The organism is Micromonospora sp. NPDC003241 (genome assembly GCF_053589795.1).
In genome coordinates, this window is record NZ_JBSFSO010000012.1 from 118,884 (window position 1) to 143,389 (window position 24,506).

At 69.8% G+C, this 24,506-nt stretch carries 22 protein-coding genes and 1 pseudogene; 14 read left to right on the top strand and 9 right to left on the bottom strand.

Features of this window, described 5'->3' with window-relative positions; genetic code table 11:
* Nucleotides 1-70: 70 nt before the first annotated feature.
* From ACWDVW_RS13045 to ACWDVW_RS13060, 4 genes are all read right to left on the bottom strand, one after another.
* Nucleotides 71-3,166: a C-terminal helicase domain-containing protein gene (locus ACWDVW_RS13045; RefSeq protein ID WP_449947637.1), complete on the bottom strand. Its 3,096-nt coding sequence runs from the start codon at nt 3,164-3,166 to the stop codon at nt 71-73.
* Entirely contained in the window at nt 3,163-4,791 is a 1,629-nt protein-coding gene (locus tag ACWDVW_RS13050) for a phospholipase D family protein (RefSeq protein WP_449947640.1), read from the bottom strand. Before ACWDVW_RS13050 ends, ACWDVW_RS13045 begins: the two co-directional genes overlap by 4 nt.
* A 109-nt stretch (nt 4,792-4,900) precedes the next feature.
* Entirely contained in the window at nt 4,901-6,085 is a 1,185-nt protein-coding gene (locus tag ACWDVW_RS13055; protein ID WP_449947643.1) for a DUF6361 family protein, read from the bottom strand.
* A gap of 35 nt (nt 6,086-6,120) precedes the next feature.
* On the bottom strand, nt 6,121-6,903 hold the full coding sequence (locus ACWDVW_RS13060; protein ID WP_449947646.1) for a DUF429 domain-containing protein: 783 nt from the start codon (nt 6,901-6,903) through the stop codon (nt 6,121-6,123).
* Nucleotides 6,904-7,485: 582 nt separating this feature from the next.
* Between ACWDVW_RS13060 and ACWDVW_RS13065 the strand changes: the two genes are divergently transcribed.
* The 3 genes from ACWDVW_RS13065 (at nt 7,486) to ACWDVW_RS13075 (ending at nt 8,902) form a co-directional block, all read left to right on the top strand.
* The gene (locus ACWDVW_RS13065) at nt 7,486-7,935 is read left to right on the top strand and encodes an NUDIX hydrolase (RefSeq protein ID WP_449947649.1); all 450 of its coding nucleotides are present in this window, start codon (nt 7,486-7,488) and stop codon (nt 7,933-7,935) included.
* Nucleotides 7,936-7,998: 63 nt separating this feature from the next.
* Nucleotides 7,999-8,205: a hypothetical protein gene (locus tag ACWDVW_RS13070; protein ID WP_449947652.1), complete on the top strand. Its 207-nt coding sequence runs from the start codon at nt 7,999-8,001 to the stop codon at nt 8,203-8,205.
* A gap of 22 nt (nt 8,206-8,227) precedes the next feature.
* Nucleotides 8,228-8,902, top strand: coding sequence for a YdcF family protein (locus ACWDVW_RS13075; protein ID WP_449947654.1), 675 nt, complete (start codon nt 8,228-8,230; stop codon nt 8,900-8,902).
* Nucleotides 8,903-8,908: 6 nt separating this feature from the next.
* On the opposite strand, the gene ACWDVW_RS13080 is transcribed toward ACWDVW_RS13075, so the two are convergent.
* The 3 genes from ACWDVW_RS13080 to ACWDVW_RS13090 all read right to left on the bottom strand — a co-directional run bounded on the left by ACWDVW_RS13080 (nt 8,909) and on the right by ACWDVW_RS13090 (nt 11,768).
* Complete coding sequence (locus ACWDVW_RS13080; protein ID WP_449947657.1) at nt 8,909-9,781, bottom strand: XRE family transcriptional regulator; 873 nt, start codon at nt 9,779-9,781, stop codon at nt 8,909-8,911.
* An 89-nt stretch (nt 9,782-9,870) separates the two neighbouring features.
* Nucleotides 9,871-10,434 (bottom strand): flavoprotein, encoded by a 564-nt coding sequence (locus ACWDVW_RS13085; protein ID WP_449947660.1) that lies wholly within the window; start codon nt 10,432-10,434, stop codon nt 9,871-9,873.
* Entirely contained in the window at nt 10,431-11,768 is a 1,338-nt protein-coding gene (locus tag ACWDVW_RS13090; protein WP_449947663.1) for a hypothetical protein, read from the bottom strand. Before ACWDVW_RS13090 ends, ACWDVW_RS13085 begins: the two co-directional genes overlap by 4 nt.
* 423 nt (nt 11,769-12,191) lie before the next feature.
* Between ACWDVW_RS13090 and amcA the strand changes: the two genes are divergently transcribed.
* From amcA to ACWDVW_RS13110, 4 genes are all read left to right on the top strand, one after another.
* Nucleotides 12,192-12,353 (top strand): multiple cyclophane-containing RiPP AmcA, encoded by a 162-nt coding sequence (amcA, locus tag ACWDVW_RS13095; RefSeq protein WP_449947666.1) that lies wholly within the window; start codon nt 12,192-12,194, stop codon nt 12,351-12,353.
* A 68-nt stretch (nt 12,354-12,421) separates the two neighbouring features.
* Nucleotides 12,422-12,757, top strand: a complete 336-nt coding sequence (locus ACWDVW_RS13100; protein ID WP_449947781.1) for a hypothetical protein — start codon at nt 12,422-12,424, stop codon at nt 12,755-12,757.
* Nucleotides 12,754-13,053: a hypothetical protein gene (locus tag ACWDVW_RS13105; RefSeq protein WP_449947669.1), complete on the top strand. Its 300-nt coding sequence runs from the start codon at nt 12,754-12,756 to the stop codon at nt 13,051-13,053. The genes ACWDVW_RS13100 and ACWDVW_RS13105 overlap by 4 nt, the downstream gene beginning before the upstream one ends.
* Before the next feature lie 211 nt (nt 13,054-13,264).
* Nucleotides 13,265-13,729: a hypothetical protein gene (locus ACWDVW_RS13110; RefSeq protein ID WP_449947672.1), complete on the top strand. Its 465-nt coding sequence runs from the start codon at nt 13,265-13,267 to the stop codon at nt 13,727-13,729.
* Between the two features lie 371 nt (nt 13,730-14,100).
* On the opposite strand, the gene ACWDVW_RS13115 is transcribed toward ACWDVW_RS13110, so the two are convergent.
* The gene (locus ACWDVW_RS13115) at nt 14,101-14,649 is read right to left on the bottom strand and encodes an NUDIX domain-containing protein (RefSeq protein WP_449947675.1); all 549 of its coding nucleotides are present in this window, start codon (nt 14,647-14,649) and stop codon (nt 14,101-14,103) included.
* A 136-nt stretch (nt 14,650-14,785) separates the two neighbouring features.
* Between ACWDVW_RS13115 and ACWDVW_RS13120 the strand changes: the two genes are divergently transcribed.
* Nucleotides 14,786-15,691 (top strand): aldo/keto reductase, encoded by a 906-nt coding sequence (locus ACWDVW_RS13120; RefSeq protein ID WP_449947784.1) that lies wholly within the window; start codon nt 14,786-14,788, stop codon nt 15,689-15,691.
* A 122-nt stretch (nt 15,692-15,813) separates the two neighbouring features.
* Here the strand turns inward: ACWDVW_RS13120 and ACWDVW_RS13125 are convergent, their stop codons facing one another.
* The gene (locus tag ACWDVW_RS13125) at nt 15,814-16,362 is read right to left on the bottom strand and encodes an SMI1/KNR4 family protein (protein ID WP_449947677.1); all 549 of its coding nucleotides are present in this window, start codon (nt 16,360-16,362) and stop codon (nt 15,814-15,816) included.
* Nucleotides 16,363-16,479: 117 nt separating this feature from the next.
* Here ACWDVW_RS13125 and ACWDVW_RS13130 point away from each other — a divergent pair, with 117 nt between their 5' ends.
* The 6 genes and pseudogenes from ACWDVW_RS13130 to ACWDVW_RS13155 form a co-directional block, all read left to right on the top strand.
* Nucleotides 16,480-17,415 (top strand): oxidoreductase, encoded by a 936-nt coding sequence (locus ACWDVW_RS13130; RefSeq protein ID WP_449947679.1) that lies wholly within the window; start codon nt 16,480-16,482, stop codon nt 17,413-17,415.
* A gap of 294 nt (nt 17,416-17,709) precedes the next feature.
* On the top strand, nt 17,710-20,004 hold the full coding sequence (locus ACWDVW_RS13135; RefSeq protein ID WP_449947682.1) for a M48 family metalloprotease: 2,295 nt from the start codon (nt 17,710-17,712) through the stop codon (nt 20,002-20,004).
* Nucleotides 20,001-20,408, top strand: a complete 408-nt coding sequence (locus ACWDVW_RS13140) for an effector-associated constant component EACC1 (protein ID WP_449947684.1) — start codon at nt 20,001-20,003, stop codon at nt 20,406-20,408. The genes ACWDVW_RS13135 and ACWDVW_RS13140 overlap by 4 nt, the downstream gene beginning before the upstream one ends.
* Nucleotides 20,409-20,514: 106 nt before the next feature.
* Nucleotides 20,515-22,113 carry a sigma-70 family RNA polymerase sigma factor gene (locus ACWDVW_RS13145; RefSeq protein WP_449947686.1) on the top strand — a complete coding sequence of 533 codons (1,599 nt, stop codon included), beginning with the start codon at nt 20,515-20,517 and terminating at the stop codon, nt 22,111-22,113.
* Between the two features lie 144 nt (nt 22,114-22,257).
* A complete protein-coding gene (locus ACWDVW_RS13150; protein ID WP_449947689.1) occupies nt 22,258-24,030 on the top strand; it encodes a choice-of-anchor Q domain-containing protein in 1,773 nt (590 codons plus the stop codon).
* Nucleotides 24,031-24,032: 2 nt separating this feature from the next.
* A pseudogene (locus ACWDVW_RS13155) lies at nt 24,033-24,341 on the top strand (hypothetical protein); the annotation flags it as partial.
* Nucleotides 24,342-24,506: the final 165 nt, after the last annotated feature.

Below are 24,506 nucleotides of genomic sequence, written 5' to 3' on the forward strand. Positions count from 1 at the left end.
GTCCAGTGGGGCTTCGCCCCGCTGCATGCTGTGAAGTCCGCTGGTCAAGGAAGCCGGCTGGTTTGGTCTGTCACTGAGGCAGTCTTTCGGGGGCCGGTCGTAGGTTCAGGATTTCGGTCGTGTTGGTCCTGTCGGTGGTGTGACGTCGGAGCAGGTTGAGGAGGTCTTCCTGCCGTGGTTGGCCGAACGCCAGCCGGTACATCGCCAGGTCGGATTTGAGCCGGTCGAGTTTCGCTTGGTCGCGGCTGAGGGGGTACGGCAGGACGTGCCGTTCGATCTTTGCCCGGCCGGGGAACACCCAGTACGGGGCGAAGTCGCCGAGCTCTCCGGATTCTGCTCGTGCCGCGTCGTACAGGGCCTTCCACACGTCTGGCTCGGGGGAGCGCAGGGCAGCGGCGCGGTGTGCGGCGGCGATGTTGCGGCGTACGGCGTGTCCGCCGAAGCGGTGCACTCGGCCCTCGCGTTGTTCGAAGTCGACGGGGTTGGCGGGGGTGTTCCAGTGCACGACGGCCGAGCACCATTGGTGGAAGTCGATGCCTTCCTGGCCGGCGCTGGTCGTGGCGACAACGAACGGCCAGAACGGGCTGTTGAAGGCCCGACGTACGACTGCTTTGCGGTCGGCCTGGGATTGTTCTTCGCCGCGGCCGCCGTAGCGCAGCGCGAACCGGCCGGGCAGTTTGATCCGCTCGTCGGGATGACGCGGGTCGAAGGCTTCGTACGTCGATGGTCGGCTGGCGATTGCTTGCCGTGCCTCGTCGGCCAGCCGGCAGAGTTCCTCGTCGTCGAGGCAGATGTCGGCGGCCCCGCTGCGCAGGGTGTGCAGGTGCTCGTCGAGGACGGCTTGCAGATCGCCGGCGGCGCAGTAGCGCAGTACCGCCTGCCAGTAGACCGGGCCCATCGACAGGCTGTCGAGCAGTTGGGCGGATTCCGGCCGGTTGAACAGGGACCGCAGTCCGTTGGCCAGTACCGCCGCGGCGCGCCAGTGCCCTGCGGAGGTGACCGCGTCGTCGGGGTGGATCAGTCGGGACAGGGCCCGCCAGGCGATGTTGCCCGGCCCGTGCATGCCGATCTCCGCGACGCTGCCGAGCAGACCGTGGAGATGGTCTGCTGCCGGGTAGCGGGCGTTGCTGGCCAGCTCACGAGCTCGCTCCACGTGCCGATCTAGGCCGGTGGCCGTTGTCCGCTCGTCGGCGGAGGTACCCAGGGCGGCAGCGGCGTCGTCCGGGCCGGGGTCGGCGCCTGGCCACCGGAAGATCAGTTCCCACGGCTCAGCCGGGCTCGCTTCGGCGACCGCCGTATCGGTGGAGGCGTGAGCGAGTAGCCGTTCCCGCACCTCGCGTTCGAACACGGCCAGCGGCGCGGTCTCGTCCGGCCGCCGCCGGGCCAGGGCCAGCGGATCGCACAGCGCGGCCAGAGCGGGATGGGGCCAGAAGAGTGCCAGGACGCTCATTGCCGCTGGGCGGTTGTTCTCGGTGCGGTAGTCGAGGTGCCGGTGTCCCTCCCCGTGGCCGCCGAGCCGGCGTTCGGCTTCGTAGCTGAGTAGTCCGGCCACCGCGGTGGGGGTGGCGTTCCAGGAGGAGAACAACAGTCGCTTGGTGATGCCTTCGGCCGCCGCGGTGGCGAACGGTTCGTCGAGAGTGTGGTACAGCAGGGACGGGGGCAGCCACAGCAGTCGCCACCAGCCCCGGTCGACGGTGTCCGCGGCGAGTCGCCGTAGCCGGCCGTTGCCGAGATCGACGGGTTCTCGTCGGTTGATCGTGTCGGCGTCGAGTAGTTGCGCGGTGGCCAGCAGCGCGGCCACGTCGGGGTCCGGTTTGCCGTCGAGCGCTTTTCGGACCTTGTCGCCGAGTTGGTAGCCGTCGAGGAAGTTCAGGAAGTAGGGGGCGGACTTCCAGTACTCGACCGACATCCGTGCGTCGACGGCGTCGGCGACCCGGCGCATCGCCACGTAGCCGCGCACGTCACGGGGGTCGAGGTCGTCGGCGAGGTCGAGGTGTTCGCTCAGCATCCCGTCCTGGCCCAGCGCGGGCCGTTCGGTGCGGCACATGACCCGCAACAACAGGGCGCGCAGCCGGTCGCGTAGGTCGCCGCAGGGTTCGCCGCGGACCAGGGCGTCCCGGTACGCCTCGAAGGTCTTCGTCACGTCGGCGTGCCAGCACTCGTCGTTGGTGAGGAAGCGCAGGACCTGCCGGAAGTCGCGGTAGTGGTTCTCGCCGGCACCAGCCTCCTCAGCGAAGGTGAACGGTTTGTACGGGGTGGCCGACAGCAGCAGCACTCGGGCGGCTCGATGGTCAAACAGGTGCCGGGCGAGTTCCGCGCTATCGCCACCGTCCGGGTCGAGGAGCTCCCGGAAGCGCTGGAACTCGTCGAGGATGACCAGGTCCGGGTCGAGGACCTCGACCCCGGCGGTGGCCAGCGCCGTTCGCAAAGCACCGGTGAGTGTGCGGGCCTTCTCCCGCAGCGCATCGGGCAGGGCGGTGCGTCGACCGATGCCGTCGAGTAGCGCGTCGAATTCGTCGAGCAGGCCGCCGTGGCGGGCACGACGCAGGAACCCCTCGGCGATCGTCGGTTCGATCTCTCCTTCGAGCTGCTCCCAGAGCTTGTCGCACTGTTCCTCGAAGCGTTCAGGGGTGGCGACGGTCGCCTGCAACGCGCGCAGCGCGGCTCGGGTTCGCCAGCCGCCCCACGAGTGGGCCTGTTCGAGGAGCAGGAAGATCAGCGCCCGCTCCTCCACGGCACCGGTCCGCCAGCCCTGGTCGAAGGAGGTGCCCGGGGTGAACGCGATCAGATTGATCGGCTTGCCGGTGGTGGCGGTCGCCGCGTTGAGCCGATGTGCGTGCTTGGCGAGCAGGGTGAGCCGGCTGGACAGGGTGACGGTCTTGTCGGCGGTGACCCGCAGCCGGTCGATGTTCTGCCGGGCGACGTCCTGGTTGGAGCAGACGTAGATGACGTCGACCCGTTCCACGCTGTCGTCGTCCTGCAGCCGTTGCAGGGTCTGGGCGATGACGCCCCGGGCGACGACGCTCTTGCCGAGTCCGGTCTCGTCGGCGACCAGGAACCGGCGGGTCGGGTCGGCACCGAAGTACCGGTCGACGACATGCGCGACGGTGGCGCGCTGGAAGTCCTTCAGGCCGGCCATGACCGGCCCCGCGTCGTACCGCCTCACTGGCCCACCGCCTCTGGGTCCGCGTCCCGTGCCTGGTCGATGACCCGCCACAGCTCGGTGAATCCGGGCGGCAGCAGCCGCCTGCTGTCGCCGTCGGCTTCGATACGGGCGACCAACCGGGCCAGGTCGTCGAGCTGCTCCGGGCGGTCCACGAGAGCATTGAGTAGCAGTTCGAGGATGCCGGTGCCGCCGGTACGCCAGACGCCCTGCCCGCCAGCGTCTCCGCTCACGGCGGCGGCAGCCTCGGTGCCGAGGCCGAGCATCAACAACAGGAACCGCAGGAACTTCTCCGGCGTGTCGATCTGCTGGGCGAGGACGTGGTCAAGCCGATGGGCCGGGTCACCGATCAGGGTGGCGAGAACGACGGTCTGCTCCCGGCCCGTACGGTCTTCGGCGACCACCAGGACGAACGGGGTGATATCGGCCAGCGCCAGCCCGACGAATACCGCGGACACCGGCTGCCCCGGAACCAGCGACACCGCTTCACCACGGCGCGTGTGCAACTGCACGGTGATCCGTACACCCGTCACCTCAGGAACGGCTTCCTGCGAGTCGAGCCGGATTTCGTACCCGACGGCTGAGGTCGTGACGGTGGCTGACATGGGTAATGCGGCGATGTCACGGATGAGGTCGCGTAGCAAACCGGTGTCGGGTTCCGGCTCGGTGACGTCCTGGCGTTCGTGCCGTTCGAGGATCTCCCGGAAACCCGCGTCGGGACCGAGGAGGGCGTTGATCCCCCACCGGCTCCGGCTGCCAGCCAACTCCACCAGCAACTCGACGTTGCCGCCGAACGCCGCGTCGGTGGCGTTCGCCGAGCCGAGCAGGACCCGCGCCTGGTGGCCCTTCTCCACCACGTACACCTTCGCGTGCAGCCCGTGCAGCACCTCCTGACCCTGCGGCGCCTCCTCGGCGGGCAGACCGGCCAAGGCGCTTACCACGAACGCCTCGGAACCGGCCAGGCTCTCCCCGGGCAGGCGGTCGAGCGCCTCCTGCCGGCTCACTATCGACAGCGCCCCGCTGGGTGCGGACCGGTTCAGGCCACCCGGCGTGCAGAACGGCGAGATGACCAGGTGACGCGTCCCCGCGAAGTCCGGCGGGCGGCTACCAGGCACCCCGAGGGCGTGGAAGACCATGCTTCGGGAGTCTTCAGGTAATTCCCAATCGGCGCGCCGCAGGTCCTCGCACAGCGCCTCGATCGCCGTTTGCCGGGCGGCCGGTAGCGGCGTGACCGCCAGCCGCACCGCATGCCGCAGAAGGTCAGCCAGAGGCCGGTTGTCCGCCCTCGGGCGGGTGCCGGGCACGCCATCCAACCGAAGGCACACGTCCCAGCCGCGATCCTTGGTCAGATTGCGGCTGAGCACCAGCAGCCGCAGCGACACCTCTCCCGTCGTATCGTCGATGAACCGCAGCGCCCACAGCTTCGGATGGAACAGGTGACCCGGCTTGGGCCGGTGCACCTGGTGCACCATCGGCTCGACGAACGCCAACAGCGCCGACGCCCCTGACGGCACCACGATCTGCCCCGCCTGACAGAACACATCGATGCGGTCCGCGCAGCGCCGTACACCCTCCATGACCGCGATCGGGTCCGCCGACTCCCGCAGGCCATGCGCGGCGAACGCCAACGGTGCGACCAGCAGACTCTCCAGATCCAGGGTGAACGTCAACGCCGCCGCCCGGCACAACCGCGCCCCCGGCGGCGGGCGCAACGAGTCGAGCAACAGCGCGCGGGAGTCAGGCGCGAGCACCGGCAGCCTCCGAAGGACCAGCAGCGCAACCGTCGTGGATGTCGGTGAGGATCCGGCGGACCTGCGGCCAACGGAACACCAGCCGTCGACTGCCCGACGCGCCACTCCACGTACGCAACAACTTGTCGTTGACCAACCGCGACTGGCCCTTCTTCACCGACCGCTCCCGCTCACCGACGAGATCCCGCAGGGCCGGGTCGCTGATCGCCTCGCCGGCAGCCCCACTGGTCACCGCGTCGAGCCACCGCTCGATGAACTGCCGGGCCCTGACGTTCGTGCTGATCCGGGGATTTTTCCCGATCAGCAGCGTCCACATCCCCGACCGATCCCAGCCTTTCAGGTCCGGCTCCGCCGACACCCGACCGCTCCATGCCGACAGCCTGTCGCGGTAGCGAGCCGCCGGCTCCTCAAGCTCGGACAGGCCCGCCCGCTCGTACCGCTCGGCGACGAGCAGGTTGTACAACAACGCCGCACCATGCATCGCCAGCGAGAAGCGCTGCGCGTCCCGAACCAGGGAACCGATCGGCTCCGGCGCGGCCAGCGCCACCGGCTCGTCCCACGGCGCATCACCCTCCGACCCAGGGCGATGCGCGGGCTCGAGCAAGTACGCCAGCAGAGTGCCGGGAACCGCAGCGATGATCCGCTCGCGCAGCCAACGGGCCTCGTCCGGGTGTAACCTCAGCCCACCCTCGACCTCCTGCGGAAAGTTCGCCGGCGCCCCGGGCAGGGTCGGATGCCAGCTACCGCGCGACCGCTCGGTCAGCTCATCAGCCTCGGCCAGCCGGGATACCAGCCGTCGGTCCGGTGCCGTATCATCCGCACCGCTGCGGATGCCGTACTCCTGAAGAGCCACGGCGTAGATGTTCGAGGGCAGGGTGCGAACCCCGACTCCGGAACGCCTGCCGATCATGCCCTCCGTGTCGCTGCCGCGCAGCAGAGCGACGATCACCTTCCGCTCGTTGCGGTCGACCCGCGCGGCGAGACGGTCACCACGTAGCCCACGCTTCTGCGCCTCCTGGTAGCACCAGGGCACGATCAACAGGTACCGTGCGCGGTCCTGCAGGACCGACGTGCCGGGAAACAGCAGGTCGCTGAACGCGTCGCGGACCTGGCCGATGCCCAGCTCGTCCCGGCTCTCCGTGTCGCTGAAGAGCTTGAGCAACTCACGCATGCGTTGCTGATCCTCGCGAGACGTGTCCAGCCAACTCAGCCCCGAGGCCATGAGCGCCTCCCGCCGGCTTCGGTGCCGTCGACAAGGTCGCTGAGCAGCCCCGTGGGCAGGGCGATCCAGCCCTCGACCCCTGCGACCTGCCGCTGCTCGTCGTCGGGTCGGGTCGCCCTGCCTATGGCGGCGGCACGCGCATTGAGGGCCGCGACGACCGCGTCGAGGGCGTCGTGGCTGCGGCGACACAGCGCCTCGGAAGCGCCCAGTTCCAGCCAGGGTGCGGCCGCGCAGAGCGCGGTCACGAGGTCGGCATGCTGCGTCTTCTGGCCCCGTCCCTTGTAACCGCGGTACGTCAGCCCCCAGCGGCACAGTGCCGCGGCCGGGTACACCTCGACGATTCTGCCGTCGCCGCACCGGTCGACGTCTTGGCCGGCGGCGGCCAGCATCGCCAACAGCCCGGCACATCGGAAAGCGGCATGGGCGATGCGGTCCGCGGCGACGCTGAGCGGAATGATGCCGGTCGTCTCGCGTACCACCTCGTCGGTCAACCGGTAGGCCAGACGACGCCGCCACTGTGCGGCATCGCCGTCGGCGACGGTGACGTGGCCGGACCGGTGGGCCGTGACGAGCGCGGCGAAGGGTTCGGGCCAGCCGAGTGGGCAGTCCAGCCCGACCTTGTCCGCGTCCTGGCTGGCCTTGACGATCTGGGCGTCGCCGACGTCCATGACGAGGTTTCGAACCACTGCACGGTCCGACAGCCATTCGATGGTCGCCATCGCCGTACGTTTGTCCGCCGCTGCGAGGTCGACGCCGAGGGTCAGCACCGCAACACTCTAGGTGCCGACCTTGCGTTGGGACATGGCTCGACCGACCGTCGTTGTAGGACGTTCAGGCACGCGTGGCCCCCGGATCGGTGAGTGAGAGTGGGTCCGGTCCGTGTGAGTGATTCTGCGCGAGCATGGCCCAGGGCCTACCGTGATCCTTTGCCAGCTGGTTGTCATGATCCATGTGGTGTCTCCGTGGGTGCTCGGGCGCGATGGGACGGGGCCAGCGCGCGACGGACTGGGCCGGACGCCGTCCCGTTAAGCTGGGGCCTGACCGCGAACAGATGGACCCATGTGACCCCGTTGGACCAGACGACTCGACCAAGATCAACCTCTTAATCCGCGGGTTCGGGGTTCGAGTCCCTGGCGGCGCACCAAGCAGCAAGGCCCTGATCTGGTAGAACTCTGCCGGTCGGGGCCTTTTTCGTGTTTGTAGTGATGGATGGTCGCTCGCTGGGTGCTCGGGAGCCGTTGGACCGGGTCGGCGTCGGTGGGACGCGGTGTGACGCCAGCGGTCAGGCCCGAAGATCAAATGGCTGTGCTGCCGCGAGGGCATTTCGTCGGGTGTGGATAGGGGCGGTCGTGCGCCGGATCGTGCGTAGGTCGGTGCGGGCCATTCTGCTGGACGGGGACGACCGCCTCGTGCTGATCAAGCGGATCAAGCCCGGCCAGGCGCCGTACTGGACGACGCCGGGCGGTGGCGTGGAGCCGACGGATGTCTCCCTGGAGGCGGCACTTCGTCGGGAGCTGCATGAAGAGCTCGGCGCCGAGGCCGACCGGTTCGTCCAGGTGTTCCTGTCTACGGCCCCGGCTGGTGAGGGCGTTTCCGTGCAGCACTTCTTCGTCTGCCGGCTAGTCGAGCTGCGGGAGACTGCTCGGACTGGGCCGGAGTTCGATGATCCATCGCGTGGTGACTATCAGCTTGATCGAATAACGATCGACAGGCTGCGCGCAGTGGATCTCAAGCCGGAGGGGCTGACCGAGTTCATCACCTCCCACCAGGAGGCCCTGCTCTCGGCGCAGGGCAGCTAGGCCAGAGCATCCTTGCGTGGAGTCGGCGTCGCCCCGTCGCCTCACAACCCCTACGCTGGCGGCATGAGGGAACCCAGTGCGGACCGGACCTACGCCACGCCGGACGACCTCCCGATCTCGGCTTTGCTGCCTGAGCTGCTGCAGAGTGTTCGTGGGGGGCAGGTCGTCTACCTCAGCGAGCAGGATGAACCGGTCGCCGCTGTCGTGCCGCTGGAGGTAGCGAGGGCGGGCCTGGCGGCACTGGGCCGATCCGACGAGGGGCTGTGGTGACGGTCCGGCCTGGTACCTGTTGATGAGTCAGCGCCCGGCGGCGCCTGCCGATTCGATCCCCGACGAGATCCGTGTCGATGTGGAGACGCTGTGGCGCTACCACGACATGGGCCACGAGCTGAGGCCGTGTGACGTGGGGATCGGGCTGGGCAGCCATGACCTTGGTGTCGCGGTGATCGCGACGCGCCTGTTCCACCAGGGGCTGTTTCCCTGGATCGTGTTCACCGGGGCGAACGCGCCGACGACGGTGGAGCGGTTCCCTCGCGGCGAGGCTGTGCACTACCGCGAATACGCGATGGAGCAGGGCGTGCCAGCGGATTCGATTCTCGTGGAGCCACGGGCGACGAACACCGCTCAGAACCTGGAGTACACCCGGAAACTGCTGGCCGAACGGCGTATCCCGGTGCAGTCAGTGCTGATCATGTCGCGGCCGTACCAGCAGCGTCGGGCGTACGCCACGTGCGGGCTGATGTGGCCGGAGGTTGACGTGGTCTGCGCGTCGAACCCGTTGGCACTCGACGACTACGTACACAGCATCGGCGACCCGCGGCGAGTGGTGGAGATGCTGGTCGGCGACACCCAGAGGATCGAGGTGTACGCCGAGCGCGGGTTCGCGATCCCACAGGAGATGCCGGACGAAGTCCGGGCCGCCTTTGAGCGACTGGTGGCGGCCGGTTACACGAGCCGGCTGGTCTGACGACGGCTACCAGCGTGGTCCACCCGATCGGACACCCATCCGTTCGCTGAGTTCGACGGCCAGTCGAGGCGGCCGGGGGCGGACGAGGATGTCTCGGACAAGGTCGCGGGAGAGTCGGTGGTAGCGCACCTGGTCTGGGCCGATGACCTCCGCGTCCAACAGTGCGCCGAGGGCATCGTCGATGCGGTTCCAGCGCGCCAGTGCTCGCGCGGTCTCGATGGCGTGGCGGACCTGCCGCTCGACGGGCAGGACACCGGTATCGAGTGGGGCACCTATGGCGATGGCGCGTTGCACGTCGCCGAGTTCCATCGCCACGGTCGTCTTGTGGATCGACACGTTGGTGGGCCCGAAGGCGGTCCACACGTGGTTGGCGTCGGTGCCGAGCTGAGTCGCTGCGGCGTCGGCTTCGGCGATGTGGGTGTCTGCGGAGGCGCGGTCGTCGTCACGGGCGGCGGCCAGCGCGCATACGAGGTGCAGGCTGCCGTAGACCGACAGTAGTTCTGGTGTGGGCTTGGTCAGCCGTGGTTCGAGGAACTGTGCTGCGGTGGCGGCGAGACCTCGGGCCTGCGCGTATTCGCCGATTGAGACCAGGGAGTGCGCGGCGGAGCGGCTGAGCGAGCCGATGACGACGTGGTCGTGGCTGGCGTTGGCGGCAGCCAGTCCTCGGCTGGCCGCGGTCCAGGCGAGGTCGCCTTCGCCGAGCTTGGTGAGGAACAGCGCGGCGAGCTGGTGGGCGTAGGCGGTCATCGCGTGTGCGCGCTGGCCGCCGTCGCCGTCGTAGGCCTCAGCGGCAGTCAGGCAGTCGTGGATGAGGTACGGAAGCCGGCGGGCGAGGGTGCCGTATCGCGAATGTTGGTAAGCGGTCCAGATCTCGGCCACGTCGTTCTCGACCTCACACAGGGCTGGCGCATCGGCAGCAGCGGGTTGGCAGTCGCCTCCTTATGGGGCACATCGGTTGCTGAAGCAGATCAACGGTCGGGGTTCCCACCGTTCGTGCCCCGGATTGCTGTGTTGAGCGCCGTGGTCCATGGGAAGGCTCGCTGTAGGTCATTGCCGGTGCCTGGCGGGTGCGGTTCCCAGCAGTCCTGAGGACCGAGCAGGACTCGTACTCCTTCGTCGCGGAGGCTGTCCACGGCGCGGTAGAAGGGAGCGCGGGCGGCGAGTGCGGCGTTGACGAAGGGGACGATGACGGTCGGTACCTGCCGTCCGATCAGTTCGGCGACCGAAGTCATGGCGTAGTTGTCAGCAATACCCAGGGCGATCTTGTTGATCGAGTTGTACGTCGCGGGCGCGATGACCAGGCTGTCGGCGGCGGGTAGCGAGCGGCGGCCGCTGGAGGACGCCTGGTAGCTGGATCGCACCGCAGCGCCGGTCAGCTTCTCGATCGCAGGTACGTCGATGAAGTCGATGCCGTTGGGTGTGGCGGTGACGGCGGTCGTCCAGGAGTGCTTCTGCGCGGCGCTGATCAGTTGGGTCACGTCGGCGGCGGGGCCGGCAGCACAGACGACGATCTGGAGGTGGCCGCCGGTCATAGCGGGATCCCGGCCCCTCGTGCAAAGTCGACGACGGCGGTGCGGGCCGAGCCCTTGGCAAGGAGCGCCAGATCGGTGGCGATGCGCTGAACGGCCGGGCGGCAGCGAACTTCCTCGGGTGCCACCTCGTATGCGGTGCGCAGCGCGCTCAGGCTGTGCTCGTGACGTCCCCACTGGGTGTAGGCGCGGGCGACATCGACGTACAGCGAGGCTTTGCGTTCGGCGAGCGTCACCTTGTCCAGAGGTACCGTGCGCGCGATGCCGATGGCTGTGCCGGCATCGCCGAGGGTCAGGGCGACATTGACCCGGTGAAGCAGCACGTTGGCGGCACCGAACCCGGTCCACCGGTCGTTGCCGTCGTAGCCGAGTCGGGCGGCGGCGCGGCTCGCTTCATCGAGCATCGCTTGCGCGGTGTCACGGTCGTCGCTGCGGGCGGCGGCGACGGCACCTCGGAGGACGAGGGCGCCATAAACGGCTACCGCGTCAGTCGACGTGAGGCGCGTGTCCCGGTCGAGCACACCGGCGGCGTTGCCCGCGAGGGTCACTGCCTGCTTGTCGTGGCCGTTGCTCATCAGGGCGTGAGTCATGATCCGGGCACTCGCGGCGAGCGCGACCGGCTCTGCACTCGTCGCAGCGGCTCGGGTGCTGCGCTCGGCCGCAACCAGGGCCATGCCTCGGTCACCGACCTTGAGCAGGACGCTGCCGACGACGTGGTAGAGGTCCGCTGCCAGGACTTCGATGTGCCTTCTCTGTTCGCCCTGCGCGCTGGCCCTGGCGGGTTCGAGTGCGGGCAGCAGCGTTACGAGCTGGTCAAGAGCGCGTTCGTACCGGCAGGCTTGGTAGTCGATCTTCACTGCGGCCACGGCGCGGGAGAACTGTTGAGCGGAAAGCGTCACCGCGTTCGGAGGGCGTGGCGAGACGAGCGCGTCGAGTAGTGGCGCCACGCCGGGCGCAGCGGCGACGCCGATCGTCGCCCCTCGTAGCAGATCTCTTCGTCGCACGTCACCATCCGAGCCCGAGTCACCGTGTCCGTCATCGCCAGTATCCGTATCCATGCCGGCGATCGGCAGCGTGGTGCTCACGGTTGCACCGCTGGTGCGCGTCACCAACAGGGCCTCGAAGCGTTCCCGTGCGTCGGGCGTGGCTCGGGCCAGCACGGTGTCCAGCGCAGCTTGCATGTCGGCGCGTGGGAGGACGTTGTCCCCCTGGCTACTCCACTTGGCCACCGTTCGTCGGGCCGCGCCCAAGTGCTCGGCGAAGGCGGTCACGCTCATCCGCAGCGCGTTGCGCAGTGCGTTCGCTTCTCGGCCGGTCCAGGTCGTCACCGGAGCCATCGCACGTCCTTCCGCAACGGACAGTCCTCGGCCCGGTGATCGTACCGGCACGTGGGGTGACGGCAGGTGCACCGCTAGTGCACCGATCGGACATTCCGTCTACCCGCCTCCCCGTACCAGGCTGGACGTGCCGGCGCGCCGCTTCCCCCAGCGCTCCGGCAGGTCAGCGGCAACTCACCTCAGGGAGAGCCAGATGGGCGTGCCTTACGGCGGCAGGTCGGAATGCGACCCGAGGCACCGGCAAGTGCTCGCGCCGGGCACTCCGTCGACCGTACGGGTGACTCCTCGTTCGCGTACCGCCATCGGGGCTGCGTGGGCGGGTGACCGGCGGTCTGTTCCCCGCCGTTGGCCGACGGCGGTGGGCTTGCCGGTAGGTCGGCAAGCCCACCGCGTACAAGCAGCGGGTCCGAGTGGGGGCCGGTGATGAGTGTGTACATCTCGCGTAACGCGATGATGGGCGATCTGCCGCGAGAGCGGTCGCCATCGGCTCCACCGATACAGCCGGGACCGGCCGACCCGCCGCTGCTGACGCACGTTTGGCGGATCGTGTTCGAGCGGCAGGCACGGAAGCGCGATTCCCGATGAACAGCGACGAAGGCCGCCCCGTGGACGCTGAACCGCCCGCGCCATCGGAGCAACCGCCGTTACGGCCGATGGCTTCACCAGGACGGCCGGTCGAGGCAGTCCGCGCCGAACCATCCCGGCCGCATCTGCCCATGCGGCCGCTGTGGCTGTGCCGGCGGTGCGGCCATCCGTGGCCGTGCGGCGCGGCAAAGGTCGTCCTCCTAGCGGAGTACCGGGACAGCCCGGTCAGCCTCTTTCTCTACCTGGCCAGCTGCCTGCACGACGCGATCGACGATCTGCACCAGGTGCACCCCCACAACACCGGTAACACCGCCGATGTCTTCGACCGATTCCTCGGCTGGCCCACCCAGCACCGGAGACGCCGCCCGCCTACGACCGAACCGCAGGCACCGCAGGAGACATGAGCGTGCAAGCTGATGCTGGGACGGCAGGTCATGACGTTCGCCGGCAACCGAATCAGTTTCCGGGCCGGCTCGGCGATGCGGCGCCCAACATGCGATACGACGGAGAGTTGCTGGTCCAAGTAGCGCCCGGTGTCGATGCGACGGCCGTGGAGGGCATGATGAAGGGCTTTTGGGGCAATCGCTCCGATGCGCGGCTGGCCGCCTACCAGAACATGTGGGTGGCGTTCCGGTCTTCGGACGGAAGGCCGCTCGGCTTGTGGATGCCGGGCGCGCGCGGCATGGGCGTGCCGGGCTGAACGGGGGGAACGACCTGTGGGGATAGACGCCAGCTTGTTCTGCCTCTGCCGACGAGTCCGTCTCTTTCTCGGCAGGCCCGTACGAAACTCGTGGGACGACATCATCTACTTCGCCTACGCGCACCCGAGTACGCCCAACCACAGCCAGTCGCGGGAGATGTCGGGGGCGTTGTGGAGGATCTTCGCTGAGCATGTCGGCCACCAGTTGCAGGTGATCTACGACTCTCAGCTGGAGTACGACGAGATGTGGGAGCCGCCCGGGCCGCCGGCCAAGATCGGCGGTGACGAGCCGGATGGTATCGAGTTCAGCGACTATCTGGCTGGCTGGCCAGAGGACTCTTTCGCCGACTACTCGAGTAGCGGGTGGGATGTGTCGAAGACCGGTTACCTGGCCTGTTTTCGCTGTCGGGAACGGCTCTGCCTGGGGCAGGCGGTACGCGACGTCGGCGGTCGGGTGCTGTTCTTCCACCGTGGTGGTCCGGAGGCACCGGCCAACTCCCGGCAGCCGGTGCTCAACCGGGCGGCCTGGCGGTTTCTGGCCCGCCACGCCACGCACGAGATGCCGATCCTGGTCGGCCCACCGTACGACCGGAACATCGACGGTTACGTCGAGATCGGCGGGCAGCGGCCTGACGACGTCCCGTTTGTCGACTACCTGGCCAACTGGCCCGGGTAGGCCGGGCGCATTCACTCGGCACGTCGCGCCGCATCGGCGGACAACGCTACGCCGACAGCGCACCCGAGGCGCGTCACGGTGATGCTCCCTGGGTGCTCGGCCGCCATGGACCGGATCGCTCGGAGTGGATTCGGGGATACATCGGTTGGCGCAATCGGGCAAAGCCAGGCAGCGCGTGGACCGGCGAGACCTGAAGGAACGGGAGCGCACCGATCAACGCCGCCTCTCAATCCGCCGGTTCGGGGTTCGAGTCCCTGGCGGCGCACCAGCAGCAAGGCCCTGAGTCGGCAGATCGCTGCCGGTCGGGGCCTCTTTCATGTCTCACCACCCGGCCGGGGACGTCAGCGTCGATCATGGAGCTGTGGCTGCCGTTACGCCGGGTTAGGAGTGTTTTGTGACGACCAAGGGTCCATGATCGGTGTTGCTGGGGGCGGGAGCCCGACGCCGTCCTCCAGGTAGACGCCGCCGTGTCCGATGGCGGCGATCGCTGCGGTGACCCGTCGGGCCAGCCGGGGGATGAGCACCTCGCCGATTCGCTCCGGCTCGACGAACTCGATGCGGCTGACCTCGTCGGGGCACAAGCGGATCGCCGCGATCTGATCCGTGGTGAGTGTCCCGCCGTCGAAGACGAACATGAGGCCGCCGTCCCACGGCGGGTTCGGCGGCACCCAGTCGACGCAGAGCAGCTCTCCGGTGGCGATCGAGAGACCCAGTTCCTCCCTGACCTCGCGGGCGCACGCCTCCGCCGGGGACTCGTCCGGTTCCACCGCCCCGCCGGGGATCTCCCGCGCGTCCTGGTACGTCGGGCAGACCACCAACACCCGACCGGCCTCGTCCCGCAGGACGATGCCGGCAGCGGCGCGTACGCGTGTGAGGCCGGCGAGGTAGGAGGGGTCGGGCCCGCTCGGTGTCTCGGCCATGCACCGACCCTATGGCCTCGTCCGCGAATGAGGCTCCGGTGTGGTTCCTATGCTTGGGCGACGGATTCCGCCCATCTCTGGAGGAACGATGCGGCAACGTGAACTGTCCGGTGGCTCGGGAATTCAGGTCAGCCAAATGTGTCTCGGTGCGATGTCCTTCGGGACCGTGATCGACGAGGCGACCTCGTTCGCGATCCTGGACCGGTTCGTCGAGGCCGGAGGCACCACCATCGACACCGCGAACTGCTACTCGTTCTGGGCACCCGGTGGGTCCGGTGGCGAGAGCGAGGCGGTGCTGGGGCGCTGGCTGGCCAGCCGGGGCAACCGGGACGACCTGGTCCTGGCGTCGAAAGTCGGCTCCGGGTTGGCGGCCGGCGGAGGGGCCGAGGGACTCGGCGCGTCGGTGATCCGGGAGCAGCTCGCCGGCTCGCTGAAGCGGCTCGGCGTCGACCATCTCGACGTCTACTACTCCCACCGGGAGGACCGCGAGACCTCCGACGAGGAGACCCTGGCCACGTTCCACGAGGCGGTGACCGAGGGCAGGGTACGGGCGCTGGGCGCCAGCAACCACGCCGCGTGGCGGCTGGCCGAGACGCGGGCGTTGGCCTCGGCGCGGGGCTGGACGCCGTACACGGTCGTCCAGCAGCGCTACTCGTACCTGCTGCCGCGTCCGGCGACCGTGCTGCCCGAGGGCGGGCACGTGCACGCCAGTGACGAGCTGCTGGACCTGGTACGCAGTCGCGATCTGACCATGTTCGCGTACAGCACGCTGTTGTGGGGCACCTACACCCGGGCGGACAAGCCGTTGCCGGAGCACTACGCACACCCGGGCACCGAGCGTCGGCTGCGGGTGCTGGGGGAGGTGGCGGCCGAGGTGGACGCCACCCCGAACCAGGTGGTGTTGAGCTGGCTGATGGGCGGAGAGCCGGCGATCGTGCCGATCGTCGGGGTCAGCTCGGTGGCGCAGCTCGACGAGTGTCTCGCGGCGGCCGACCTGACGTTGCCGACCGAGCTGCGTCGACGCCTGGACGGGGCCGCCTGAGCAGGCAGCGCGTGGACGGTGCCGCCCGAGCTGCGCCAGCGCCTCGACGAGGCCGCCGGAGCAGGAGACGGACCGTGACGGGCAGGGGACTCGGGATGTGCATGGGCCGCCCCCTGCCCGGCTCAGCCGACGGCGCGGGCGCGGGCCTCGTCCCAGAGGGACATGTCGCCGGGGTCCTCGCCCGCCTCCGCCGCGTTCCACCACCCGGTGTCCTCGACGTAGTGGGTGAGCCAGGCGTGCAGGCTCGGCGAGTCGACGTACCAGGCGGCGTCGGGGTCGCCCGGGTTGGGTTCGAAGAGCAGCACGGTGCCGTCGACGGATCGACAGTCCACACAGGCGTACATGCCGCAGCCCCAGTCGAGGATGGGCAGGACGCCTTCGGGCCAAGCCCATTCCGTACCGGCGTCGTCGGTGCGGGCGGTGAGGTAGACGTCGACGGCCTGGTCGCCGTCGGCTCCGTCGACCAGGCCGAGTAGTTGGTAGTCGGGGCCGAAGCCACCGTTGGCCAGTTCGCCGTAGAGCTGTGCGAGCAGCGGGTGCAGGCGGAAGCCGAGCCGCTGCTCGGCGCGGGCGATGGCGTCCTGAGACAGGGGTGCCGGCAGGTCGTCGGCGATGTCGTCCGCACGGATGCGAGCGGTGATCCGGGCCAGCAGGGCGTGGTGGTCGGGCACGGACGGAACCCTGCCACAGCCCACCGACGCCGACCGCGCTTGACGGGACGGCGGTACGCGGGAAGCCTTGTCACGCCTGCGATGCCGGTCGTCGGCGGCGGGCCGGAGGGGTGACGGATGAGGCGCTGGACGTACGACGATGTTCCCGACCAGCGGGGTCGTACCGCGATCGTCACCGGCGCCAACACCGGTCTCGGGCTGGAGACCGCCCGACTGCTGGTGGGCCGGGGTGCGCGGGTGGTGCTGGCCTGCCGTGACCAGGGTAAGGGCGGGGCGGCCGTGGCGCGGATTCGTGCGCAGTTCCCGGCGGCCGAGGTGCGGTGTCTCCGGCTGGACCTGGCGGATCTCGACTCGGTCGCCGAGTTCGCCGCCGCGTACCGGGCCGAGCACGACCGGCTGGACCTGCTGGTCAACAACGCGGGTGTGATGTATCCGCCGCTGCGGCGTACCCGGCAGGGCTTCGAGTCCCAGTTCGGGGTGAACCACCTCGGGCACTTCGCGCTGACCGGTCGGTTGCTCCCGGTGCTGCTCGCGACCGAGGGGTCCCGGGTCGTCGCGGTGGCCAGCAACGCGTACCGCACCGGGCGGATCGACGTCGACGACCTGAACTGGGAGCGGCGGCGCTACGGGCGGTTCGCCGCGTACGCGCAGAGCAAACTCGCCGTGTTGCTGTTCGCGCTGGAGCTGGACCGCCGGCTGACCGCAGCGGGTGCGCCGGTGCGGGTGACCGCGGCCCATCCGGGGTGGACGTACACCGGCCATTCTCAGGGCCGGGACCGGTTCGTCGACGTGGTCAACGCCGTCGGGCGGTACGTGGCGATGAAGCTCGACGACGGGGTGCTGCCGACGTTGCGGGCCGCGACCGACCCGGAGGCGGAGAGCGGCAGCTACTGGGGGCCGGCACACCGGATGGAGAACTCCGGTCCGCCGGTGCGGGCCGGCCGCAGCGCGCGGGCGCTGGACGGCGCGGTGGCGGCGCGGCTGTGGACGGAGAGCGAGCGGCTGACCGGCGTGCCGATCACCGTCGACCCGATTGGTCGTACCGGGCCCTGAGGGGCGTGCGGCCGGGCCGGGGAAACGCGCTGCGACCCAGGTGGTTATCCGTGGAAGTTTCATCTTTGCCGGGGCTCGCGCGGCAATCATCGACGACAGATGTCGAATTGCCGCATCGGGTGGATAAGGGGCGGAGTAAACGGGGTGGCGCGGTCGGCATAGACCGGAGTAAGGTCTGCGCCTACCCCGCTACGTCTCCTGACTGAATCATGGCCCGGCGGCCTCCCGAGGAAACAATTCTCCGATGGGTGCCGGGTCGCCCTTTGCCCTGTTCAGCCTCGTGGAGGAGTTTCCGTGCAGCAGCACGATCCCGATGCGGCGCAGCCTTACGGCGATCAGCAGAATCAGATTGCCGACACTTCTTCCCCTTCGGCGTCACCGCCACTGCCACCGCCGTCTCCACTGTCACCGCCGTCTCCACTGCGCGCGTCCGTCGGCGAGGGGACTCGGTCCGACCCTGGCGGGGGCCGGCTGGCCAACCGTCCGCCCGGCTATCCGAACGCCGTCGTCTGGCTACGGGTCGGCATCCTGCGGGACTGGCGCGGCGTCCTGGGCGCCTTTCTCGCGGCCTGGTTCTACGTGCCGGTGGCGTTGTTCACCGCAGTGGTGAGCGCAACGGTCGCCGCACTCACGCTCGCGTTCACCGGCGGCGGGATGGTCGCCGACCAGGTGCCGCACGCGGTACGCGACGCCCCGATCATCGGTGGCCTGATCGATTCCTTCCTCCAGCAGTCCGGCGGCCCGATCGGTGCTTTCGTCGGCGCGGCCATCGCATTCCTGATCGGTCTGCTGATCGTTCCGGTCCTCCGGTTCAACGAGGTGGACGGTCTCGTCTCCCTGCTGGCCCAACTGGTCGGAATGGTGGGCGCGGCCATTGTGCTGGGCCTCCTCTACACGCTCTACCGGGTTTTGCTGGAGCACCGATTGTTGCGGGTGTCGGGTGCCCGCGACCTCAGTCGGCGGGAACGCGATCTGATTCTCCCGATCCTGCACGAATGCGCGCAGCGGCTCGGTCTGCCGAATGTGCCGCGACTGCTGGTCGAAGACGATCTCGTCACCACGAACGCGCGCGCGTACGCCCGGCACGTCGTGGTCACCACCGGTCTGCTCACCGACTCGCCCGAGGAGATCGCCGCGCTGCTCAGCCACGAGTTGGTGCACTGGCGCACCGGTGACGAGATCACCTCGGCCTTCGTCCGGGGTGTCGGGTTGCCCCTGGTCCTGGTGCACGCGGTGCCCACCTGGCTGATGCGCAGGTTCCCGCACCCGGCCACGAATCTGTTCGTCTTCCTCTTCTTCTGGCCGGTCCTGCTGACCATGAAGTACCTGGTGCAGCCGCTGCACCGCGCCGACGTGCGGGCGGCGGAGTACCGGGCGGACCTCGGCGCCGTGGCAGCGGGGTATGCCGACGGGCTGCGGGCCGTCCTGGAGCGTCGGCGGTCGTTCGAGAGCGGGCGCAGTGGCTGGGACGAGGCCGTCTGCGCCGAGCACCCGCCGAACGAGCTGCGCCTGGACCGACTGGAGCAGGTCCAGGCCGCAGGCGACATCCCGGACACCGGGACGCCACCGAGGCGGGTGGTCGCGCCGGCAGAACTCTTCGGTGGCGACGACCCGGTCAGCGTCCGGCGACCGGCCCTCATCGGTGCCGCCGTCCTGTTGTCGCTCTGCCTGGTCTCCAGCCTGCTCGGGGTCGTGCAGTGGGGCTTCTTCCGGCCGGTGACCGCCGTCGACGGATACTTCTCGGCGCTCGCGGACCGGGACGTGGACGACCTGGCCGGATGGCTGAGCCCGGAGGTCGAGGCGGCGGTGCGCGGCGACGACCTGCTCGGCAGGATGATCGAGTCGGCCGACTACCAGCCGCCCTCCGCCGTCGACGTCACGGCGATCGAGCGGGAGGAGGACGACGCGACCGCAACGGTCTCGTTCCGGCTCGGCGAGGAGCGCATGGAGGCCGAGCTGACGCTGCGTCGGGACGACGGGTCGACGGCGGGCATCTTCCGGGGCTGGCACGTCGTCGGCGGGGTGTCCAGCCTGGACGCGGTCGCCGGTCAGCCGGGCCTCCTGGTCAACGGGGTGGCGGTCCCGGAGGGCCCGGAGGGGCAGTCGGTGCTCTCCGTGCCGGGCGTGTACGTCGTCACCGCTGCCGCCAGCCCGCTGAGCGAGACACCGGCACAGCGGATCACCGTGCTGCCCGGTGCCGGCTCCGCGACGCCGATCCAGGTCGTGCCCGAGTTGACGCCCGCCGCCCGGTCGACGGTCGACGCGCAGGTGAAGGAGTACCTCGACGGCTGTGCGCGGCAGACCGTCGCCGCACCGCAGGACTGCCCGTTCCGGCTGAGCGGCTACCAGGGCGCCAAGGGGATCAAGTGGACGATCACCAGTTACCCCACGCCGCAGATCGACCTGCTCGGCCCGGCGGCGGCGCAGGTCAGCACGCCGTACGAGGAACGGGGCGAGGTGCGGGTGACCGGGACCTACGAGTCCTACTTCGGAGAAGAGGAGTTCATCGACACCTACACGCTCGCGGTCACCGGTATGGTCACCGCCGCTGGCGAGGAGCTCACCTTCCAACCGGAGGTGGACGAGTGAACACCGGCGGGTCCGCAGCGGGACGGCAACCCGTCCGGCTTCAGCTGATCACCACGCTCAGGCAGCCGGCCCAGGTTCCGCTCGTCGACTGGATCCACCGGCGGCCGGAGTTCCGGGCCGGGGTACGGGACCGCAGCGGGCGTACCGGCGGGCGGGCCGGCTTCAGCGAGGCCGTCATCATCGCGGTGGTGGCGCAGAGCCTGTTGCCCGGGTTGTTCGCCCTGCTGCAGACGTGGCTCAGCCAGCAGCCCAGCGGTGCCACGGTCCGGATGCGGATCGGCGAGTCGGAGGTGGAGGTGCAGGTGACCGGGCGGACCGATCCGCGACAGTTGCTGGACCAGGTCACCCGGGCCCTCCAGGAGAACCGCGAGCCGCCCCGCCCCGGCCCGGAGTCCGCCACCTGAGGCCCGCCACCTGAGGCCGGCCAGTTCTCATGAAACATGCCGTTGGCCGGCGAGTGTCGATATCGTGTGACCTCGTGCGCGGCGGGACCCTCCTAGGCGGTGCGGTATGACGATCACTGCGGACCACGCCGAGTTGGTCGTCGCCGCCCAGGCGGGGGACCGGTCGGCGCGCGACCAACTCGTCTCGGCGCACCTTCCGCTGCTCTACAACCTCGTCGGCCGGGCGTTGAGCGGGCATCCGGACGTGGACGACGTGGTGCAGGAGACGCTGCTGCGGGTGGTCCGTGACCTGCCGACCCTGCGGGCACCGGAGAGCTTCCGCTCCTGGCTGGTGGCGATCGCGCTACGTCAGATCGCCAGTCACCGGCACCGGGTCCGGGCCGCTGTCGACCGGGTCACCGTGGTCGACGCGGTGGACCGGATGCCGGGCGACGGTGATGTGGAGAGCGAGGCGCTTCTGCGCCTGCACGTGTCGGACCAGCGTCGCCAGGTGGTCGAGGCGACCCGCTGGCTGGATTCGGCGTACCGGCCGATGGTGGCGCTCTGGTGGCAGGAGTGCGTCGGCCGGCTGACCCGGGGTGAGGTAGCCGCCGCCACCGGCACGACGGTCGCGCACGTCGGCGTGCGCCTGCACCGGATGCGGGAGCAACTGGACCTGGGCCGGACCATCGTCGCGGCGCTGGCGGCCCGTCCGCGCTGCCCGGACCTCGCGGCGACGGTGGGTGGCTGGGACGGACATCCCACACCGGTGTGGCGCAAGCGGATCGCCCGGCACGTCCGCGACTGTCCGTACTGCGGGGCGGGCGCGGTCGACCGGGTGCCCGCCGAACGGTTGTTGCTGGGCATCGCGTCGCTTGCGGTACCGGCCGGCCTGACCGCCACGCTGGTCGCCAAGGGCCTGCTGACCGGTACCGGCGTCGGCGTTCCGGTGTTGGCGGCGCAGACCGTCACCGGAGGAGCGGTGTTCACGGGCACGGCAGCGGCCACCGGCGGTGGCGCGGTCGCGCAGAGCGGCGGCTCGTTGTTGGGCAAGCTGACCCAGGCGGTGGCGGCACATCCGGTGGCGAGCGCCGCCGCCGGCGCGGTGCTGATCGCCGGCACCACCGCCGGCGTCATGCTGCGGCCGGATCCGGCGCCCGCCCCGCCGTCACCGGTGGCGGCGGCACCTGCGCCGCCGCCCGCCGATCCGCCCAGCCCCACGCCGACCCCGGCGGCCACCACCCCGGCTGCGTCACCCTCGGCGGTCCGACCGGTGGTCCCGGCCGGCACCATTCCGCTGGGCACCTGGTCGTTGGAGTCGGTACGCGTACCGGGCCGGTATCTGACCGTCGACGGTGATCTCGCCGCGCTCGGCGAGGTGACCGGAGCCAGTGGAGCGCAGACCCGACGGCGGGCCACCTTCACGGTCAGTCGAGGGCTGGCCGACCGGAACTGTGTGACCCTGCGCGGCGCTGACGGGCGTTACCTGCGGCACTCGGGCCTGCGTCTGCGGCTGAGCCCGGACGAGGGCAGCCAGTTGTTCCGGCAGGACGCCACCTTCTGCCCCGAACGTGGCGGTACGACGGGGTCGGTGACCCTGCGCGCGCACAACTACCCGCACCTGGTGGTGCACGACCGTGCCGACGGGTTCTGGATCGACCTTCCGGACGGCACCCGGGCGTTCGCCCGGGAGAGCTCGTTCCGGGTCCGTTCCCCCTGGGCCTGATCGCGGGCCTGTCGACGACTTTCCGACCGTTGGCGAATTTTCCGTAATGCGGCTCGGGGCGCACCGGCCTCCTACTGCGTGCGGCATCGGCGGTCCACGGCCGAGGGCATGCCGTACGCCGATCGTCCGAGCCCTGGAGTCCGTATGCAGTTGAGGCCATTCGCGCAGTTTCTCGTGCCTGCGCTGGCGGTGTGCGCCGTCGTCTTCGGGGCGGGATCGACCGCCTGGGCGGCCGGGAGCTGTGAGACACCGTCGCCGGTCACCCCGCCCGCCGCGCGCGTCGTGGTGGGCACCGGCGCCGCCGCGAGCTGCACCGAGGCGGCTCTGCGCTCGGCGGTTAGCCGGGGCGGGCACGTCACCTTCCGGTGCGGCGACGAGGTCACCATCCCGGTGACCCGCGAGATCCCGGTGACGAGGACCACGGTGGTGGACGGCGGCGGGAAGGTCACCCTCGACGGACGGGGACGTAACCGCATCCTGGTCGCGCAGGACCGCACCACGCTGTCGGTGCGCAACCTGACCTTCGTCAACGGTTCGGCGGAGAAGTCGGACTCGCGCAAGAACGGCACCGGTGGCGCGGTCGCAGGGCTGTACCAGACCCGCGTCGAGGTCATCGGCAGCACGTTTCGGAACAACAGCGCCGGCATCGGCGGCGGTGCGGTGGCGGTGCACACCGACAGCTCGCTGTCGATCGTCCGCAGCATCTTCACCGGCAACTCGTCCTGGTACGGCGGGGCCGTCTACAGCCTGTTGTCGCCGCTCACGGTGGCGAACTCCACCTTCACCGACAACCGCACCACGACCAGTGGTGGTCTCGGCGACGGCGGAGCGATCGGCACCGACGGCGCGAAGCCGATCGGCGAGTCGGGTGGAGTGATCCGGATCTGCGGCTCGACCATCAGGAACAACACCGGGCACGGCAATGGTGGCGGCGCCTACCTCTGGGCGTACGCGCCTGACAAGATCATCATCGAACGGACCACCTTCGAGGGCAACCGGGTCAGATCCAACGGGCGGGGCGGCAACGGTGCCGGCGGGGCGGCCCGGCTCAGCGTGGGCCCGCAGCCCGGGCGCAGCGGCTCGGTCATCGTCCGACAGTCGAGCATCCGGGCGAACACCAGTGACGGCAACGGCGGAGCCTTCTATCTCGACTGCTCGCCGACCTGCGCCATCAGCAACAGCACTATCCACGGGAACACCGCCAAGGACTACGGCGGCGCGATCTTCGGCGACGGCCACCGCAGCAACAACGTCACGTACGCGAGGAACAGCGCGGGCGGCCACGGCGGCGCCCTCTTCGGCGGCAAGTTCGTCCTGCACAACACCGTGTTCGTCGGCAACGCCGCCCGGAACCCCTGGGGCCAGTCGATGACCTGTAGTTCGACGGGCACCGGCGGGCACGTGGTGCAGTGGCTCACCTCAGGTCGGGACACCTCGAATCCGTGCGTCCGTGGGGTGACTGCGGCGAATCCCCGGCTCGCCGCACCGGCCGCCAACGGCGGCTCCACCTGGAACATGATGCCGGCGAAGAACAGTCCGCTGGTGGACGCCGGTCGCGCGTGCGAGAGCCGGGACCAGCGGGGCGAGCAGCGGAGCACCGCCCGGTGCGACGTGGGCGCGGTGCAGCGGACCTCGGTCACGCCGACCGACCCCAGCCCGTCGCCGAGCGTGGCCTCGCCGTCGCCGTCCATCACCGGCACTCCGGAGGTTTCACCACTGTCGGCGTTGCCGCCGGTCGAGGCCGTCGCCGACCAGGTGCCAGGACCCGCGCCGGTACGCCCGGTGTGGCCGATCGTCCTGGTCGGCACCGGCGTCGTCGCGGTGGTGGCGACCCTGTTCACACTCTGGTCGGTACGGCGGTCCCGCAGCGGGGTGCACCGGTCGGGCGTGCAGGGCAAGCGGGCCGTCCGGGACTGACCATGACCGAAGACCTTCCGCCGCCGACTCCGCACCAGGTCGTGGCCGAGCAGGCCGAACACCCGCCGATGCGCCCGCTGTGGCTGTGCCGCCACTGTGGTCAACCCTGGCCGTGTACGCGGGGCAAGCTCGCTCTGTTGGCCGACTACGAGGGTGCCCCGGTCAACCTCTTCATGTATCTGGCCGGTTGTCTGCACGAGGCGATCAATGACCTGCATCGACTCGACCCCTGTCTGACCGGCAGCGCCGCCGACATGTTCGACAGGTTCCTGGGCTGGCCGACTCGGCTCAACCGGTGCTACCGCGTGACGCGGATGAGTGAACGTGGCGCTCGACCGCCGACCGGGAACCGGCCTGCGATGCCTGGTCGGGCGGAACAGGGGGACGAGGGCGGTCGGCGGGACCGGGACCGACTCGGGTAGCCCGCGAAGCCGGTGATCGAGCCGGGTTCGGGGGACGGCCGGTGCCTCGGCCGT

Coding starts and splice junctions, on each gene's coding strand:
- ACWDVW_RS13130 (WP_449947679.1), top strand. CDS start 16,480: ATGAGGCGCTGGACGTACGACGATGTTCCCGACCAGCGGGGTCGTACC.
- ACWDVW_RS13100 (WP_449947781.1), top strand. CDS start 12,422: ATGGCTTCACCAGGACGGCCGGTCGAGGCAGTCCGCGCCGAACCATCC.
- ACWDVW_RS13115 (WP_449947675.1), bottom strand. CDS start 14,649: ATGGCCGAGACACCGAGCGGGCCCGACCCCTCCTACCTCGCCGGCCTC.
- ACWDVW_RS13085 (WP_449947660.1), bottom strand. CDS start 10,434: ATGACCGGCGGCCACCTCCAGATCGTCGTCTGTGCTGCCGGCCCCGCC.
- ACWDVW_RS13105 (WP_449947669.1), top strand. CDS start 12,754: ATGAGCGTGCAAGCTGATGCTGGGACGGCAGGTCATGACGTTCGCCGG.
- ACWDVW_RS13120 (WP_449947784.1), top strand. CDS start 14,786: ATGTGTCTCGGTGCGATGTCCTTCGGGACCGTGATCGACGAGGCGACC.
- ACWDVW_RS13075 (WP_449947654.1), top strand. CDS start 8,228: ATGAGTCAGCGCCCGGCGGCGCCTGCCGATTCGATCCCCGACGAGATC.
- ACWDVW_RS13090 (WP_449947663.1), bottom strand. CDS start 11,768: ATGGCTCCGGTGACGACCTGGACCGGCCGAGAAGCGAACGCACTGCGC.
- ACWDVW_RS13150 (WP_449947689.1), top strand. CDS start 22,258: ATGCAGTTGAGGCCATTCGCGCAGTTTCTCGTGCCTGCGCTGGCGGTG.
- ACWDVW_RS13070 (WP_449947652.1), top strand. CDS start 7,999: ATGAGGGAACCCAGTGCGGACCGGACCTACGCCACGCCGGACGACCTC.
- amcA (WP_449947666.1), top strand. CDS start 12,192: ATGAGTGTGTACATCTCGCGTAACGCGATGATGGGCGATCTGCCGCGA.
- ACWDVW_RS13055 (WP_449947643.1), bottom strand. CDS start 6,085: ATGCGTGAGTTGCTCAAGCTCTTCAGCGACACGGAGAGCCGGGACGAG.
- ACWDVW_RS13145 (WP_449947686.1), top strand. CDS start 20,515: ATGACGATCACTGCGGACCACGCCGAGTTGGTCGTCGCCGCCCAGGCG.